This window comes from Paraburkholderia sp. CNPSo 3272, assembly GCF_024206495.1.
In the GTDB taxonomy this organism is placed as follows: Bacteria; Pseudomonadota; Gammaproteobacteria; order Burkholderiales; family Burkholderiaceae; genus Paraburkholderia.
On record NZ_JAMBPQ010000073.1, the window covers coordinates 1 to 16,523 of the forward strand.

The 16,523-nt window shown below is 63.6% G+C and carries 13 protein-coding genes and 1 tRNA gene; 8 read left to right on the forward strand and 6 right to left on the reverse strand.

The window, feature by feature from the left end:
* Positions 1-58: 58 nt before the first annotated feature.
* Both M3I53_RS37160 and M3I53_RS37165 read left to right on the forward strand, forming a co-directional pair.
* Positions 59-1,003 carry a DUF2950 domain-containing protein gene (locus tag M3I53_RS37160; RefSeq protein ID WP_254320710.1) on the forward strand — a complete coding sequence of 315 codons (945 nt, stop codon included), beginning with the start codon at positions 59-61 and terminating at the stop codon, positions 1,001-1,003.
* 197 nt (positions 1,004-1,200) lie between these two features.
* Positions 1,201-1,788 carry a YSC84-related protein gene (locus tag M3I53_RS37165; protein WP_254320711.1) on the forward strand — a complete coding sequence of 196 codons (588 nt, stop codon included), beginning with the start codon at positions 1,201-1,203 and terminating at the stop codon, positions 1,786-1,788.
* A 110-nt stretch (positions 1,789-1,898) separates the two neighbouring features.
* On the opposite strand, the gene M3I53_RS37170 is transcribed toward M3I53_RS37165, so the two are convergent.
* From M3I53_RS37170 to M3I53_RS37180, 3 genes are all read right to left on the reverse strand, one after another.
* A complete protein-coding gene (locus tag M3I53_RS37170; protein ID WP_254320712.1) occupies positions 1,899-3,122 on the reverse strand; it encodes a YeeE/YedE family protein in 1,224 nt (407 codons plus the stop codon).
* Between the two features lie 326 nt (positions 3,123-3,448).
* Positions 3,449-4,762 carry an ATP-binding protein gene (locus tag M3I53_RS37175; RefSeq protein WP_254320713.1) on the reverse strand — a complete coding sequence of 438 codons (1,314 nt, stop codon included), beginning with the start codon at positions 4,760-4,762 and terminating at the stop codon, positions 3,449-3,451.
* The gene (locus M3I53_RS37180) at positions 4,759-6,405 is read right to left on the reverse strand and encodes a hypothetical protein (RefSeq protein WP_254320714.1); all 1,647 of its coding nucleotides are present in this window, start codon (positions 6,403-6,405) and stop codon (positions 4,759-4,761) included. The genes M3I53_RS37175 and M3I53_RS37180 overlap by 4 nt, the downstream gene beginning before the upstream one ends.
* Positions 6,406-6,930: 525 nt before the next feature.
* Here M3I53_RS37180 and M3I53_RS37185 point away from each other — a divergent pair.
* Both M3I53_RS37185 and M3I53_RS37190 read left to right on the forward strand, forming a co-directional pair.
* On the forward strand, positions 6,931-8,562 hold the full coding sequence (locus M3I53_RS37185; protein ID WP_254320715.1) for a methyl-accepting chemotaxis protein: 1,632 nt from the start codon (positions 6,931-6,933) through the stop codon (positions 8,560-8,562).
* 166 nt (positions 8,563-8,728) lie between these two features.
* Positions 8,729-9,976: a D-amino acid dehydrogenase gene (locus M3I53_RS37190; RefSeq protein WP_254320716.1), complete on the forward strand. Its 1,248-nt coding sequence runs from the start codon at positions 8,729-8,731 to the stop codon at positions 9,974-9,976.
* A gap of 28 nt (positions 9,977-10,004) precedes the next feature.
* Here the strand turns inward: M3I53_RS37190 and M3I53_RS37195 are convergent, their stop codons facing one another.
* The 3 genes from M3I53_RS37195 to M3I53_RS37205 all read right to left on the reverse strand — a co-directional run bounded on the left by M3I53_RS37195 (position 10,005) and on the right by M3I53_RS37205 (position 12,193).
* Complete coding sequence (locus M3I53_RS37195) at positions 10,005-10,967, reverse strand: TauD/TfdA family dioxygenase (RefSeq protein WP_254320717.1); 963 nt, start codon at positions 10,965-10,967, stop codon at positions 10,005-10,007.
* Positions 10,968-11,179: 212 nt separating this feature from the next.
* A tRNA-Val gene (locus M3I53_RS37200) sits at positions 11,180-11,256 on the reverse strand.
* 133 nt (positions 11,257-11,389) lie between these two features.
* Positions 11,390-12,193, reverse strand: a complete 804-nt coding sequence (locus M3I53_RS37205) for a DNA-binding transcriptional regulator (RefSeq protein ID WP_254320718.1) — start codon at positions 12,191-12,193, stop codon at positions 11,390-11,392.
* Positions 12,194-12,385: 192 nt separating this feature from the next.
* Between M3I53_RS37205 and M3I53_RS37210 the strand changes: the two genes are divergently transcribed.
* The 4 genes from M3I53_RS37210 to M3I53_RS37225 form a co-directional block, all read left to right on the forward strand.
* Positions 12,386-14,236, forward strand: coding sequence for a bifunctional 3-(3-hydroxy-phenyl)propionate/3-hydroxycinnamic acid hydroxylase (locus M3I53_RS37210; RefSeq protein WP_254320719.1), 1,851 nt, complete (start codon positions 12,386-12,388; stop codon positions 14,234-14,236).
* 2 nt (positions 14,237-14,238) lie between these two features.
* Positions 14,239-15,183, forward strand: a complete 945-nt coding sequence (locus tag M3I53_RS37215; protein ID WP_254320720.1) for a 3-carboxyethylcatechol 2,3-dioxygenase — start codon at positions 14,239-14,241, stop codon at positions 15,181-15,183.
* A gap of 29 nt (positions 15,184-15,212) precedes the next feature.
* Positions 15,213-16,001: a 2-keto-4-pentenoate hydratase gene (gene mhpD / locus M3I53_RS37220; RefSeq protein WP_254320721.1), complete on the forward strand. Its 789-nt coding sequence runs from the start codon at positions 15,213-15,215 to the stop codon at positions 15,999-16,001.
* 13 nt (positions 16,002-16,014) lie between these two features.
* On the forward strand, positions 16,015-16,523 hold a 509-nt coding region (locus M3I53_RS37225; RefSeq protein WP_254320722.1), incomplete at its 3' end, for an acetylating acetaldehyde dehydrogenase.

The window sequence follows — 16,523 nt, forward strand, 5'->3', positions numbered from 1 at the left end:
GGGGTGGCGGACGTCACTTTGGCCGTCGATAACGTTGAATATCATGAGGAGCCTCGCAATGATCCGCATTTCCGCACGCCGCCTGCCGCACGACTGCGCGCTTGCGCTCGGTACGGCACTCGCCCTCTTTGGGGCGCCCGCGCTGCTGCCGGCACACTTCGGCGGCGCCGCAGCCTACGCGCAAGCCGTCTTCGCCACGCCCGAAGCCGCCGCGAACGCGTTCACCGACGCACTCGCCACCAACGACCAGGGCGCCATGAAGCATGTGCTCGGCAACGATTTCACCGAGTTCATCCCAACGCAAAACATTGGTCAGGACGATATCGACGACTACCTCGGCGCCTGGGCGAAGGGTCATCGCGTCGTACCCGACGCCACGCCGGTAGCCGGCAAGGCGAGCGCTCACGTCGAGGTGGGCGACAGCGGCTGGACGCTGCCCATCCCCATCGTGCAGTCGGGCAAGGGCTGGCATTTCGACCCGCGCGAAGGCGCGAGCGAAATTCTCACGCGCCGAATCGGCCGCAACGAGCGTGCTGCCATGCTCACCTCGCTCGCCTACGTCGACGCGCAGAACGACTATCGCAAGCTCACGCAGCACTATGCGCAGCGCCTCGTGAGCACGCCGGGCACCCACGACGGTTTGTACTGGCCGGTCGAGCCGGGCGAGACCGAAAGTCCGCTCGGACCGCTCGCCGCAACCATGCCGGCTAACGCGAAGGTCACGCCGGCCCAGGGCTATCACGGCTATCACTTCCGCATTCTCACCGCGCAGGGGCCGCACGCCAGCGGCGGTGCGCGCAGCTATCTCGAGGGCGGCGACCTGAGCGGCGGTTTTGCGCTCGTGGCCTGGCCGGTGCAATACGGCAAGACCGGTGTGATGAGCTTCATCATCAACCAGGACGGCCAGCTCTATCAGAAGAACCTTGGGCCGAATGGCGCGCATACGGCAGCGGCGATCAAGGCATTCGATCCCGACTCGTCCTGGCAGGCGACCAAACCCTGATCGGCGCTCCGCCGTGCGTCGGGCGGCATGATTGCTGACGTCGCTTGCTAACGGACGCTTTACACGGAATTCGGGCACAATCCAGCCACGGCGACGTGGCTGTCGCCCGATGCGGGCTTTGGCCAACGGAAGCGGAGAGGTCGGGCATGCGGCTTGCTCAATCTTCCCCGCACTCTCATTCGTGTGGAGATAACCAAATGCAACGACGCAACTTCATGCTAACGGCGGCAGTGACCCTTGCCTCGGGCGGTCTCACGCTCGCGGGCTGCACCACCACGACGAATTCGAATTCCACGGCGTCGCAGAACATGTCCAAGCGGCAGTCGATCGACGCGTCTGTGGACGGCACCCTCTCGCGGCTGTATTCGACCGTGAAAGGCTCGCACGAACTCCTCGCGAAGTCGCGCGGCGTGCTGGTGTTCCCCGAAGTGCTGCAGGCCGGCTTTATCGTCGGCGCGCAGTATGGCGAGGGTGCGTTGCGCGTGGGCGGCGCCACGGTCGGCTACTACAGCACCGTGTCGGGCTCGTTCGGCCTGCAGGCCGGCGCCCAGTCGAAGGCGCTCATCTTCGCCTTCATGACGCAGGACGCGCTCGACAAGTTCCGCGCGACGGACGGCTGGGCGGCAGGGGCCGACGCTTCTGTCGCGCTCGTGACCCTGGGCGCGAACGGCGTCGTGGACACCAACACGGCCACGCACCCGGTCGAAGCCTTCGTGCTGACCAACGCAGGCCTGATGGCCGACGTCTCTCTGGCGGGCACCAAGGTCACGCGTCTGAACATCTGATAACGCGCGCCTGCGGTAAAAAGAGCCGGATCATGTAAAAAGGGCAAGGCGATCAAGCCTTGCCCTTCGTCATTTCTGCGCCGCCCGAACTGGCGCCGCAGCGTGCGGCCTTAGCAGCCCGTGTTTTTCACGCGCTCGACTTCGAGGCCGAACCACGGGCGCAGCTTCGTGCCGAGCACATTGCCCGCGAACGCGCACACGAGCCACAGCCAGCCGTGCAGGCTGCCCGAGACGATACCGCTGAAATACGCGCCGATATTGCAGCCGTAAGCGAGGCGCGCGCCATAGCCGAGCAGCAGCCCACCGATCACGGCAGCCACGAGCGAGCGCAGCGGAATGCGCCATACCGGCGCGTAGCGGCCCGCGAGCGAGGCCGCGGCCATTGCGCCGAGCACGATGCCGATGTCCATCACCGTGGTGACGTCGTGGCTTGCCGGGGCGGCGAGCGCGGCGGCGTTCGGGCCGGCCATCCAGTACTTCCAGTTCGCCACGTCGATGCCGAGAGTGGCGAAGCCCTTCGCGCCCCACAGCGCGAATGCAGAGGTCACGCCCCAGGGGCGGCCCGAGAGCGCGAGCGTCGCGAAATTCAGGATCGCGAGCGCGACCGCGCCGGCAAGCAGCGGCCACGGGCCGTGCAGCCATGGCGAGTTGTGCGGCGCGCGCGGCTCGCTGATGAGGCGGCCGTGGCGGCGCTTTTCGACGACCACGGTGAGCGCGGCGATGAGCGCGAACACCACGAGGTTGAGCGCAATGGCCGGCGCGGCGCCGAGCGCGTTCACGAACGAGAACGGCTTCAATTGCGGCATCGACGTCCAGAACGGCATGTGCGCCGTGGCGACCACGGAGCCCACGATAAAGGCGATGAGCGTCACGACCATGCGCGTGCTGCCGCCACCCACGGTATAGAGCGTGCCGGAGGCGCAGCCGCCGCCCAGCTGCATGCCGACGCCGAACATGAACGCGCCGACGATGACCGACGTACCCGCGGGCGAAACGAGGCCCGTGACCGGATGGCCGAACAGCGTTCCTGCCGCGAGCGCGGGAAAGAACAGCAGCACGCCGATGGCGAGCATGACCATCTGCGCGCGCAGGCCGGCGCCGCGCCCGTCGGCGATGAATACGCGCCACGCCGAGGTGAAGCCGAACGCCGCGTGATAGAGCGTCATGCCGAGCAGCGCGCCGACCACATAGAGCGCCGCCTGACGCCCGCTCACGGTCTGCGCGAGATACACCGCGCCGAGCGCGACGAGCAACAGCGCGATGCCCAGCGGCCTGGGATTGATGGAGTCGAGTCGGCGCGGCGCGCGCGCGAGCGGCGTGGAGAGGTCGGACATGTGTGATGGGAAACAATTAAGTCTGTCGCAAATGATGGGAAACAATTAAGTCTGTCGCAAAGCACACCAGTATAGATGCAGGCTCCGACAAGGTTGGCGCGCGTAAGTTGACTATCTGGAAGAATTGACAAAACCGTGTCGAAAGTCTGTCGAGCCTTGCTCTAGCGTAGGGTTCTCTTCGGAGAATTACGGGAAAGTCTGTCGCGACTCTTCCACCATTGGTCTCGGCAAGACCGCGGTGCGGTAAGCGATGGCCACGCTAGGTCGGCGGATGACTGCGCTTTATAGACACAAAACGATCCATGCGACCAGCGCGGCGGTGTGAACTACAGCTTGTCTGAAAACCAAGAGTGGTTTTCGCGAAGCTGTTCGGCATCTGCCTTCTTGGTACGTTTGGAAGCAAGCTTCACTTCGCCTGATTTGGTGCTAGTGGCCTCGGGTCTCGTCGACACTTCGGCGTATGCTTTGCGTTCCTCGACAGTCATGGAGGCTTTCATTGCCTTCATATCCACGAGACTCTGCCGGTCTCGTTCCAGGTCCAGGTCTTCGTCTGAGTTCAAGACTGCATCAATCGGGCACCAAAGGTCCTTATGGCTCTTGCGGAATGCACCGTACAGTTTAGCGAGAGCTTCGACATCGTTGCGGAACGTCGCGTATTCTCGGCTCTTATAAGCTTTTTCCAAGACCGAGTAGTCGACAACCCCTCCCTTCGAAAATGCCATTGCAAAACCAATCTCCATGAGTGATACGAGCGGGCGCTTTATACCTGCGGTCAAAATATCTATCGCCTCGGCATCACCCTCCGGGTCGTAGGTGAATATCTCTGGAGCAATTTCGCGAAACCAACTAAGAAGGGTTCGGTAATCTTTACTCTTGCAATTATCCGGGTACAGTTCTACAACTTTCCCAAGTAATCGGTGTCGATCCTCTTGATTGCGCTCGTTAAGCTTATGAAGCAGGCTGTAATTTGCGATGTAGACAGCCGGAACCCCGATATAACACATTGCCAGAATCATTTGGGTCACCCGGGTGCTGGCACGTGCACTCTGCGTGGCGAACTGAAATTCATCCTGCAATACGAGTGCCCATCCATCGCTGTACGCTAATCGGCGAAGGTAGTCTGATAATACACGAGTGCTTCCTTCGCGCCGCGCGAACTGCATGAGGATGTCTCTAGACGTGCTAGATGCGCGAACCGTGACTGCACGGTAGCTCACGAGTGGGAATTTCGTGCCGTCGGCGGCTGTCACCGTGTCGGGTTTCGGCATTAAGCGTTCGAATGCACTGAGCAAAGCACTTTTTCCCGTACCAGCGAGCCCTGTCAGGCACCAAGGGAAAGAAAATTCCGGAAGCGGTGATTCTCGCTGATACACGCCTTCCACAAACATACGAGAGGTCTCATACATTTTGAGACTGTGAGCCAAAGCTATTCTCACCCACTGCAGCAGAATGTCTAGGCACTGAGCACTAGGATAGTACACTCGCTGAAAGGCATCTTTAACCCGCTCACATGCTTCCTGTGGTGACATATCACCAATGTTGAGAATGGTCTGCGGCCGCAATTCAACCAGTTCGCGAATCCTTTCTCTGTTCAGGAGCGGGGTAAAGCGGCTAACCCATGGGGTTTCATCAGTGGTCATCGCGCTGATCTCCTTTGAGCCGTGTGTTGATTGGCTTCACGCGTTTCTTGGAGAACCGCCGCGGTCTTTTTGACGCGACCCGGCTTGCGAGTCCCGCTGTCCCAACTCTTCCCTGTCTCGGTCTCAAATGCCGCACGCGACTCTGCAAGGGCAGCTAACTCGTGGACCCTGAACATGGAATTGACCTGTGCTCGTGCGCTTGCCCACTCGTTGGACTCGGCGATGGATACGTAAAGTGTCTCTTCGTCGCCGCGAATTGGTAGTTGTGCGGCCAGTTCCAAAATTTTATGGTCTACCTCAATCCAGACGTATCGGAGGCAGAGGTCTAACATGTAACCTCCGACGGGCATCGATTCATGCCGACGCGCAACCCGATTGAGCAGGCCACACGCTCTTAAATCTTTTGAATCGTATTTCCGGTCGTCGAGATAGACGCCATCTTTTTTGACTATCATCGTGACGGGCGTCAGGAAAGTTCGCACGGCATCGGGAATGCTCATCGGTATACCCACAGTACGAAGGTTCCCAGCGTAGTATTTCCACAACTCGTGAGGGGTCGGCAAAACATACGTCAACTCCCTGTCCATCGGCATGCGCGCCGACATATCCGCTGTGTGGTTGTATCCGATATGGCGGTGTATCTCGCGCCTCGCTAACTCGACGGGAGTTAAGTTGCTTGCGACATAGTGCGGCTCACCCTCGAATTTGACGTTGCGAGGGTGTGATGACTCCACAGTCGCTTTAGCCTGTCCGGAATACCCAGGCGTCATGTCTCGGATGGGCGGTCGGGCGGCGTCAGATGCGATCACGTTTTCGCTCGAGCCAGGGCCGCGATCAACTTTGTAGTGTGGCGGCAGGCCTATGGTGACCCACGTGTCGGGTTCAAGTTCTATCCCCCACAAACGGCAGAAGTAATCGTTTGGAACGGCCATGCTGAACAGCGCCATTCGATATGCACTCATCCGCTCTGCCCCGAAAGAAAAGCCTATTCCGACGTTCGCTCCGCTCAACATGTCGCGCGCCTTGACGACACAGAGCGGGGGTAAGGGGTTACCGTCTAAGTAGCCCCGTGGCCTTTCTTTGGTAAAGTAACCGTCGAACTCTACTATCTCCAGCAGATAAGCTACATCTTCTGAGAATCGACCTTGCGAAGGTGCTTGACGTCTTCTGTGTCGCACGGACCCCCAGCGGTTTATTTGAACGGCTTCAATGCCATAGGCTTCGTACACCGCATACTGAAACTGCCTATAACTCGGAAACGGTTCTCCTTGTGGATGAAAGAATTCTTTCACACGTGAACTTCTGGTGATTACTTTGCATCCAAACACATTGGTCAGGGTGTCGGCGTAGATGTGCGTGAGGGGCTTGCCCTGTAATCGGAAATCATCGTAGGCCTTCTCGCACTGCTCGGACATCTTGCGAGTCATCTTATGGCCATACCCTTTTCCGTAGGCCTTGGATGGCGGTCCTTGCTTCTGCTTCGCTCGTTCTTCTCTGGACCAGCAACCGGAGCGGTGAAAAGGCGGAAACAGTGCCCAGATGTTTCGTCCAAAGCAAAGGTACGTAAGAACCCATGTCCGAAACCGCGTTTCATGCTGGCGTGGTGTAATACGTTTGGCCCAAGCATTGATACCTTCGTACATTCGTATCTCCAAGGTTTCGGTACTAGGCGAGCGCAAGGGGGCGCACTGCGGGTGCTACGGGGGAAAAGTTTGTCTGTTTGCGTCTATAATAGAATTTGATTATTGAAATTAATATATAAATAGATTTTTCTTTGGTCTGCGGTCCGACCGACTTAATCGTTACTCGACAGCCTTAATTGTTTCCTTTCATGTGGGAGCGAGGGCTGCGTGGAAAAGCCGCCAGGAAAAACAATCGGCGAAAGCAAAACGATAGCACGAATCGCAAATCGGTCTGGCCGAGCCCCCGGGCCGACTTTTGGCGACCCTCGGCGAGCCCTGCAAAATCGCCGCGACCCCCTCCAGCCGGGGCTTTCCCAGAAATTGGGGCGCAGCGGGCGCTACTCCCCGCGTAGCCCTGCGGTCGTCATGGATTTCCCCTATGCAGCGCCGCGCACTTTCTGCCGTTACGCGAGACGAGGTGCGAAGGCGCGTCGGGCCGCGCGGATTCGCACTGGCTGGAAGATAAAAAAACGCAACGGAGACCTCATGCTGGGAAACATCACCATTCGCCGTGGGCTAACGCTCGTTATCGGTATCTTCGTCGCGTTTCTGCTGACGGTGATCGGCGTGTCGTATGGCGCGCTCAAGATCACCAACGACAGCCTGCACGACGCCCAGCGCGGCGCGCAGTCGCTCGACGCTCTCAAGACCAGTTCGGAACGCCTGCTCCAGGTGCGCCTCGCGCTGGGCGGCTACGAGACTCTCTTCAGCGTCGGCAAGGCCACGGACGGCCTGCTCGACAAGGCGCACCAGGTGCTCGTGAATTCGAACAAGGAGTTCGCGCTCTACAGCGCCGGCCCGTTCGACGACCCCGAAGAGGCGCGCCTCGCCCAGGCCGTGAGCAGCGCGCGCGAGGCGCTCGTCTCGCAGGCGCTCGAGCCAGAGTACAAGTCGCTCGTCGACAACGATTTCAACACCTTCCGCACGATCCAGGGCGAAACCGCCGATCGGTACTACGGCGCCTACGCGAAGGCGATCGACGCGCTCGAGAGCTGGCAAGCCGCGCGCCAGCAGCACGACGCCGACACCGCCGCGCAGCGCTTTCGCCTCTCCCTCATCGTGTTCGGCCTGATCGGCGTGGTGGGCGTGGCGATCGGCGTGTTCGCGCGCGTGGGGCTCGCCGCCGCCGTGGTCAAGCCGGTGAACCATGCGATCCGCCATTTCGAGCGCATCGCCGCGGGCGACCTCACGGTGGACGTGCGTGTGCGCTCGAAGAACGAGATGGGCCAGCTGCTGGGCGCGCTGCAGACCATGCGCGACGGGCTCGTGGGCACCGTCTCGCGAGTGCGCGGCAGCACGCACGAAATCACCCAGGGCGCGAAGCAGATCGCGTCGGGCAACGTCGATCTCTCGGACCGCACGGCCCAGCAGGCGGCGGCGCTCGAAGAAACGGCGGCGAGCATCGAGGAGCTTTCGGCGGCGGTGCGCCAGAACACGGACGGCGCGAAGGAAGCGAGCGGGCTCGCCCAGACCGCGCTCGAAACGGTCACGCGCGGTGCCGAAGTGGTGGCCCGCGTGAACGCGACGATGAGCGACATCACGGCCTCGTCGCAGAAGGTGGAGGAGATCACCGGCATCATCGAGGGCATTGCGTTCCAGACCAACATCCTCGCGCTCAACGCGGCGGTGGAAGCCGCGCGCGCGGGCGAGCAGGGCCGCGGCTTCGCGGTCGTGGCGAGCGAAGTGCGCAGCCTCGCGCAGCGCTCGGGCACGGCGGCCAAGGAAATCAAGGAGCTGATCGCGGCCTCGGCGGCGAGCGTCGGCGCGGGCGCGCGCCTCGTGGAAGACGCGCGCCGCACCATGGACGAGGCGCGCAGTGCGGTGGCGCGCGTGAGCGGGATCATGAGCGAGATTGAAACCGCGACGCACGAGCAAAGCGACGGCATCGAACAGGTGAACCGCGCGATTGCGCAGATCGACGAGGTTACTCAGCGCAATGCGGCGCTCGTTGAGGAAGCGGCGGCTGCCGCGCAGTCGCTCGAATCGCAGGCCGATCTGCTGCGCGAGGCGGTGGCGGTGTTCAATCTGGGCGGCGCGGGCCAGGCCGGTGCGCGCCCGGCGCATGCCGCTTCCGCGGACCCGCGCGCAGTCCGAGGGAGCGCGCCGGCGCTGGCCTGAGCCAGCCGTTGCGGGTTGTCCTTGCCGTTGCAAGGACAACTTCCGGCCGTTTTAACCTGAGGCTATACCCCGCGCGCAATTCGCGATTGAGTTCCCCATCGTTCCCGGCGAGACTGGCGGCATAGGCCGTCAGGGTGTGGCCGTCAGCGAAAGAGAACAAGGGATCATGCGAGTTTGCGTTTTAGGCGGTGGGGTGATCGGCGTGAGCACGGCATACGCGCTCGCCCGCGATGGACACGAAGTCACGCTCGTCGAGCGCCATGCCGATGTGGCGCGCGAAACGAGCCACGCCAATGGCGGCCAGCTCAGTTACAGCTACGTCGCGCCGCTCGCGGACCCCTCGGTGCTGCCCAAGCTGCCGCAATGGCTCTTCTCGCGCGACGCCGCGCTGCGTTTCGTGCCGCGGCTCGATCCACACCAATGGCGCTGGTGCGCCGCGTTCCTGCGGGCGTGCACGCGCGCGCGCAGCCGCGCGACCACCGCCGAACTGCTCGGCCTCGGCTTTTTGAGCCAGCGTCTCATGCACGAGGTGGTCGAGCGCGAAGCGCTTTCATTCGACTACGTGCGCAACGGCAAGCTCGTGGTGTATCGCGACGAGGAAGGTTTTGCGGGCGCACGCCGCCAGGCGCAATACCAGGCGAACCTGGGCTGCGTGCAGCACGCGCTCGACGGCGCGGCGTGCGTCGCGCTGGAACCTGCGCTCGCGCATATCGGCGCAGGGATCGTGGGCGGCATTCACACGCCCGGCGAAGAGGCCGCCGACTGCGATCAGTTCACACGCGGCCTCGCACGCGCGGCGCAGCACGACGGCGTGACCCTGCAACTGGCCACCGAGTTTTCTGGACTACGAACAAAAGGGTTGAGGGTACTCGCCGCGCAGACCTCGAAGGGCGACATCGAAGCCGACGCGTTCGTCGTGTGCCTGGGTTTCCAGAGCCAGCCGATGCTCGCCTCGCTCGGCGTGCACGTGCCCGTGTATCCGCTCAAGGGCTACAGCCTCACGCTTCCCAACGCGAATGCGCAGGGCGCGCCGCGCGTCTCGGTCACGGATGCGCATCACAAGGTCGTCTACGCTCCGCTCGGCGAGCGCCTGCGCATTGCGGGCATGGTCGATCTCACGGGCATGAACCCGCACGCCGAAGACGCCCGCATCGCGCTACTCACGCGCCAGGCGCGCGAGACCTTTCCCAACGCCGGCGACTACGATGCCATCCAGACGTGGACCGGCATGCGTCCCGCCACGCCGGACAGCAAGCCTGTGATTGGCGCCACGCACTTTCGCAACCTGTGGCTCAACACGGGGCATGGCGCGCTCGGCTTTACGCTCGCGCTCGGCAGCGCGCAGCTGCTCGCCGATTTGCTGGCGCAGCGCGAGTTGCCGATCGACGGCGACGCCTTCGCGCCGGGCCGCTGACCTCGCTCGCCGATTCGCCAACGCGGCGTTACTGCAGCGTCGCGCCTTCCTCGCGCACGACCACGCTTGTGCGTCCGTCGATGCTCACCGGCACTTCGCCGCGCACGGTCGCGCGCCGGACGATGCGGCGCGCGTCGCCGTAGTCGTTGATCGCGTAGTGCTGCGTGGCGCGGTTGTCCCAGATCGCGACGTCGCCTTCCTGCCAGTTCCAGCGCACCGTGTTTTCGAGCCGCGTGACGTGCTCGTGGAACACTTGCAGCAGATGCGCCGAATCGAACGACGAGAGACCCTTGAGCCGCTGCACGAAGTGGCCGAGCACGAGCGTGCGTTCGCCCGTTTCCGGATGCAGGCGCACCACGGGATGTTCGGTTTCGTAGATCTTCGACGTGAAGACTTCGCGGTAGCGCTTGAGCTGCGCGCTGTCCGCATTCGTGTGCGTGGACGCGTAGTCGTAGGCGTTGGTGTGGAGCGCCCAGAGCGTGTCGGCGAGCGCGCGCAGCGGCTCGGGCAAATGCGCGTACGCGGCGGCGGTGTTGGCCCACACCGTGTCGCCGACAAACGGCGGGATCACCACGGCGCGCAGGATCGAGACTTTCGGGTAGGCGTCGACGAACGTGACGTCGGTGTGCCACGAGTTGGCGCGCGCGCCGTGCAGCGAATCGAGTTCCAGCAGGCTGCCGCCTTCCACCGAGGGCACCGTGGGGTGCGCGACCGTTTCGCCGAAGCGCCGCGCGAAGGCTTCCTGCGCGGTATCGTCGAGATGCTGCTGGCCACGGAAGAACAGCACCTTGTGGCGCAGCAGGGCGGCGTTGATTGCGTCGAACGTGGCGCTGTCGAGATCGGCGTGAAGACGCACACCGTCGATGCGCGCGCCTATGCGGCCCGCGACCTGATGGAGGTCGAGTGCGATATCGGCGTGTCGCTGCGTGGCGGCGTGCAGATGCGCAGACGGAACGGAAACGGCGGGGCGTTGCGTGTGAACGTCGGACATCGAAAGTCTCCTCGGCTGGACGTGGAACGCCCATTCAAGCAGGCTTGCGCCGCGAGAAGAACTGACGATTTCTGCGAAGCTATGCGCGCGCTGGCGCGCTATGGATAGCTGCGTGTGTGATTAGCACGCACCAAAGAAAATGACGCAGACCCGCGAGGGAATGCGTCATTCACAAGTTGCTGCAAGGTACAGCTTCTTTACTGCATGTTCGTTGGTAGGCTCGATTGGATTCGAACCAACGACCCCCACCATGTCAAGGTGGTGCTCTAACCAACTGAGCTACGAGCCTGTCGAGGCGCGAATTATAGAGACACTCGCGCACGCTTGCAAGCGCTTTCTCGACTTGGGCGAAACACCGTGTTTCGGGCGTGAGGAAGCGAGCGCAAGGTGGCGCTGTTCGAACTCGTGCGCGAGAACGAAGCTTAACGCTTCGTGTGGTCCTCCTGCGCCTCTAGTGCCGTCACCATTTCCTGCGCGGCGCGCTGCAACTCGGGCACGAAGCGGCGCACCGCCTCGGCCGGATTGATGGCCTGTTCCAGATAAATCACGTTCAGGCTCGCGAGCACGCGCCCGTGCGCCTCGATGGCCGTTGCGAGCGCACCGATCTTGCGCTGGTCGGCCCAGTCGCCGTGGTTCGAGCCGAAGCCGTCGGCGCGCGTTTGGCGCACGAGATTGCGGATATAGGCCTTGTCGCTGGCCAGCTTTTGCTGCTGCTCGCCGCCCGCCCCCGCGCGCAACAGTTCGAGAATGTCTTCGCGCTCGGCCTCGGGACACATCGCGAAGTACACGCGGCCAGCCGCCGTGAGCAGGATCGGCAGGCGGCGGCCCACCATCGCGCGGTGAAACGACAGCGGGCTGAAGCGGTGCGTGGTCTCGCGTATCACCATGGAGTCGCCGTCGGGCGTCGTGAGGTCCGATGGCCACACGGTGCGCTGGAGCATTTGCGCCATGATCGGCGGCGCGATGGTCGCGATCAGTTCGTCGTCGGTGAAGCCTTCGCTCAGGCCGCGCACGTTCATCGTCAGACGAAAGCTGTCGTCGGAAGCGCTGCGGCGCACGAACTTCTCCTCCACCAGGGTCTCCAGCAGGCGCCTCACCGTCGTGCGGTGCAGGCCAGTTGCCTCGCTTAACTGCTGGCTCGTGGCGCGCCCGTTCTCCATGGCGTTGAGCGCCTGGAGCACCTGCAGGCCGCGCGCCAGTCCCCGTACGTTTGCATACTTCGTCATCGAAAACGCCTTAAAAATCAACTGTGTGCATTCTATGCACATTTCTCTAAAAATGTTGAGCGCGCATCGGGCGGAACCTAGACTCGCTTCCATTCACCGCACTGTGACAAAACGTCCAGCCGGGTGATCCGTTTTCAGGCACCACCTGTCAGCATCCGCAGCGGCTCCATAAGCCGCGCGAGAAGGAGACACATGAACACCCCCCTCGCTCAGGAGGCGGATACCGTCCGCCCTCGCCAGATTGCCACCGACGTTGCCATCATCGGCGCGGGTCCGGTCGGCCTCATGATCGCCAATATTCTCGGCCTGCAAGGCGTGCGTGTCACGCTCGTCGAGAAGCTCGACCAGATCATCGACTACCCGCGCGCCATTGGTTTGGATGACGAAGCATTGCGCGTGTTCCAGTCCATTGGTCTTGCCGATGCGCTGCTGCCGCACACCACGCCCGACCACTGGATGCGCTTCGTCACGAAAGACGGCCATTGCTTCGCCTCGATCGAGCCGCGCACCGACGAATTCGGCTGGCCGCGCCGCAACGCGTTCATTCAGCCGCTCGCCGATCGCGTGTTGTACGAAGGGCTCGCGCGCTTCGAGCATGTAGAGGTGTTGTTCGGCCACACGGTCAACGCATTCGAGCAGGACGCGCAGGGCGTGACGATCGACGTGAGCGACGCGAACGGCGAGCGCCGCACGATCCGCGCGGCTTACCTGGTGGGCGCGGACGGCGGCAACAGCTTCGTGCGCCGTGCGCTGAACGTGCCCTTCGAAGGCCGCACGAAGCCGAATCAATGGATCGTGGTGGACGTGCGCAACGACCCCATCGGCTCGCCGCATATCTATATGCATTGCGATCGTCAGCGCCCGTATGTGTCGGCTGCGCTGCCGCACGGCATTCGCCGCTTCGAATTCATGGTGATGCCGGGCGAGACGGAGGAAGAACTCTCGAAGCCCGAGAACATGGCCGCGCTGATCCGCAAGGTGGTGGCGGACCCCGACAAGGTCGATTACATCCGCAAGCGTGTGTACACGCACAACGCGCGCCTCGCCGAAACGTTCCGCGTGGACCGCGTTCTGCTCGCGGGCGACGCCGCGCACATCATGCCGGTGTGGCAGGGCCAGGGCTACAACAGCGGCATTCGCGACGCGAACAACCTGGGCTGGAAGCTCGCGATGGTCGCGAAGGGCCAAGCCGATGGCCGCCTGCTCGACAGCTATACGGTGGAGCGTCGCGCGCACGCGCGTTCGATGATCCACCTCTCCGAGGTGGCCGGCGATATCTTCGCGCCCACCACGCGCTTTGGCGCGCGCTTTCGCGACACGTTCGTGCGCTACATGAACGTGTTCCCTTCGGTGAAGCGTTACTTCGTGGAAATGCGCTTCAAGCCGATGCCGCGCTACGAAGCGGGCATCGTGCTGCTGCCGCCGCCGCAAAAGACGGGCGGCTGGTTCGCCAGCCTGCTGGAGCGCTCGGGCAACTCGGCGCCGGGCCGCCTGCTCGGCCTGATGAGCCAGAAGCGCGACTCGCTGATCGGCCGTCTCGCGTATGGCCGCGATCCGCTCGCGGCCTCGCCCGTGGGCCGCATGTTCATCCAGCCGCGCGTGCGTCTTGCCGATGGCCGCGTGGTGCGCCTCGACGACGCGATCGGCAACGGCTTCGCCGTGCTGGCCTGGGGCGCGGACCCGACCTTCGGCCTCACGCCGCAAGCCCGCGCATTGTGGGAGCGGCTTGGCGCGCGCTTCGTCTTCGCGAAGCCCGACGTGCAGCTCGAATACGCCGACGACGTCACCGAGGGCGTGCTCGCGCTCGGCGACGTACAGGGCCGCCTGAAAGAGTGGTTCAGCCGTCTGCCCGAATCGGTCGTGCTGCTGCGCCCGGACCGCTTCGTCGCGGGCGTGTGCACGCCGCAACAGGTCTCGGACGCGATCGTCGAACTCGCGGGCAAGCTCGGCATGACCGAAGCCGCCTTGCATGGGGCGAGCGCCGCTGCCCCGCAAAACCGTCCCGTGCGCGGCGTGGCCGTTGCGCGCACAGCAGGAGCATGAGCATGCCGATTCACCTCGAATGTCTGTCGCATACGCCGTTGCATGGCTATTTCGATCCGCTGCCTGACGTGGTGGCGGAAGTCGAACGGGTCGGCCGCGCCGCGCGCGAACGCGTGGAAGCCTTCAACCCGGACGTGATCGTTGCGTTCGCACCGGATCACTTCAACGGTTTCTTCTACGACGTGATGCCGCCGTTCTGCATCGGCGCGCGTGCGCAAGCGATCGGCGACTTCAAGAGCATGGCCGGTACGCTGCCGGTCCCCGAAGCGCTTGCGCACAAGCTCGCCGAAAGCGTGCTCGCCGCCGATATCGACGTGGCGCTCTCGTACCGCATGCAGGTCGATCACGGCTGCGCGCAGGCGCTGGAAGTGCTCACGGGCGCTCTCGACCGTTATCCGGTGATTCCGGTGTTCATCAACTCCGTGGCGCCGCCCATGGCGACGCTGCGCCGCGCACGACTGCTCGGCGACGCGATTGGCCGCTTCTTCTCGCGAAGCGACACGCGCGTGCTCGTGGTGGGCTCGGGCGGCATTTCGCACGAGCCGCCGGTGCCGGAGCTGTTCGGCGCGACGCCGGAAGTGGCCGAACGTTTGATCGCGGGCCGCAATCCCTCGGCGGATTCGCGCGCCGCGCGCCAGGCGCGCACCGTGGCCGCGGCGAAATCGTTCACGGCGGGCGACAGCCATCTGCATCCGCTCAATCCCGAATGGGACCGCGCGTTCCTCGCGCGCCTTGCATCGGGCGAGTTGACTTCCGTGGACGGCATGACGAACGCGGCTATCACGCGTGACGGCGGCAAGTCGGCGCACGAGATTCGCACGTGGGTCGCGGCATTCGGCGTGCTGGCCGCTTACGGCCCGTATCGCGCTTCGCTCGACTACTACCGCGAAATTCCCGAGTGGATTGCGGGTTTCGCCACCATGCATGCCACGCCCGACGCCGCTTGATAGGACAGTACGGACTCCGGAGAATCAACATGTCAGAACCGAAACTCGTCGCGGCGCTGGCCGCGCGCCTGCACGAAGCCGAAGCCTCGCGCAACGTGATCGAGCCGGTGCGCGGCGAGATCGCGATGGACGATATCGCCACCGCCTACGCCGTTCAGCAAGCCAACGTCGACCTGCGCGTGGCGAACGGCGAGCGCATCGTGGGCCGCAAGATCGGCCTCACGTCGCTCGCGGTGCAAAAGCAGCTGGGTGTCGATCAGCCTGACTTCGGCGCGCTGTTCGCGTCGATGGCTTACGGCGACGCGCAAGCGATTCCGCTCTCGCAACTGATCCAGCCGAAGGTGGAAGCGGAAATCGCGCTCGTGCTGGAGCACGACCTCACGTTCGAAAAGCACACCTTCGTCGATATCCTGCGCGCCAGCGCCTATGCGCTCGCAGCCATCGAAGTGGTGGACAGCCGCATCCAGAACTGGGACATCCGCTTCGTCGATACGGTGGCCGACAACGCCTCGAGCGCGCGCTTCGTGGTGGGCAGCCGCCCAGTGCCGCTCTTGCAGATCGACTTGACAGGGTGCGCGATGGAACTCTCGCGCGACGGCGAAGTGCTCTCGCGCGGCAACGGCGCCGCCTGCCTCGGCAATCCGCTCAACGCCGCCGTGTGGCTCGCCGACCGCATGGTGCAGCTCGGCACGCCGCTGCGTGCGGGCGACGTGGTGCTCACGGGTGCGCTCGGCCCCATGGTCGCCGTGAAGGAACCCGGCACGTACACCGCGCAGATCGAAGGCCTCGGCAGCGTTCGCGCGACTTTTTCCGCCTGATACAGGAATTCATATGGCTTCCGAAAAACTCAAGGTTGCGATCATCGGCTCCGGCAACATAGGCACGGATCTGATGATCAAGATCATGCGCCACAGCAAGCATCTGGACATGGCGGCGATGGTCGGCATCGACCCGAACTCCGATGGTCTCGCACGCGCCGCGCGCCTCGGCGTGGCGACGACGCACGAAGGCGTGGTTGGCCTTACGCGCCTGCCGGTGTTCAACGACATCGACTTCGTGTTCGATGCGACTTCCGCCGGCGCGCACGTGAAGAACGACGCGCTGCTGCGCACGCTCAAGCCGTCGATCCGCATGATCGACCTTACGCCCGCAGCCATCGGCCCGTACTGCGTGCCGGTCGTGAACCTCGACGCACACATCGAAGCGACGAACGTCAACATGGTGACGTGCGGCGGCCAGGCCACGATTCCGATGGTTGCGGCCGTGTCGCGCGTCGCGAAGGTCCACTACGCGGAAATCGTCGCCTCGATCAGCAGCAAGTCGGCGGGCCCCGGCACGCG

Excerpts from the sequence above, each read along its gene's own strand:
- M3I53_RS37185 (WP_254320715.1), top strand. The coding sequence starts at position 6,931 with ATGCTGGGAAACATCACCATTCGCCGTGGGCTAACGCTCGTTATCGGT.
- M3I53_RS37210 (WP_254320719.1), top strand. The coding sequence starts at position 12,386 with ATGAACACCCCCCTCGCTCAGGAGGCGGATACCGTCCGCCCTCGCCAG.
- M3I53_RS37195 (WP_254320717.1), bottom strand. The coding sequence starts at position 10,967 with ATGTCCGACGTTCACACGCAACGCCCCGCCGTTTCCGTTCCGTCTGCG.
- M3I53_RS37190 (WP_254320716.1), top strand. The coding sequence starts at position 8,729 with ATGCGAGTTTGCGTTTTAGGCGGTGGGGTGATCGGCGTGAGCACGGCA.
- M3I53_RS37215 (WP_254320720.1), top strand. The coding sequence starts at position 14,239 with ATGCCGATTCACCTCGAATGTCTGTCGCATACGCCGTTGCATGGCTAT.
- M3I53_RS37175 (WP_254320713.1), bottom strand. The coding sequence starts at position 4,762 with ATGACCACTGATGAAACCCCATGGGTTAGCCGCTTTACCCCGCTCCTG.
- M3I53_RS37165 (WP_254320711.1), top strand. The coding sequence starts at position 1,201 with ATGCAACGACGCAACTTCATGCTAACGGCGGCAGTGACCCTTGCCTCG.
- M3I53_RS37205 (WP_254320718.1), bottom strand. The coding sequence starts at position 12,193 with ATGACGAAGTATGCAAACGTACGGGGACTGGCGCGCGGCCTGCAGGTG.
- M3I53_RS37180 (WP_254320714.1), bottom strand. The coding sequence starts at position 6,405 with ATGTACGAAGGTATCAATGCTTGGGCCAAACGTATTACACCACGCCAG.
- M3I53_RS37170 (WP_254320712.1), bottom strand. The coding sequence starts at position 3,122 with ATGTCCGACCTCTCCACGCCGCTCGCGCGCGCGCCGCGCCGACTCGAC.
- mhpD (WP_254320721.1), top strand. The coding sequence starts at position 15,213 with ATGTCAGAACCGAAACTCGTCGCGGCGCTGGCCGCGCGCCTGCACGAA.
- M3I53_RS37160 (WP_254320710.1), top strand. The coding sequence starts at position 59 with ATGATCCGCATTTCCGCACGCCGCCTGCCGCACGACTGCGCGCTTGCG.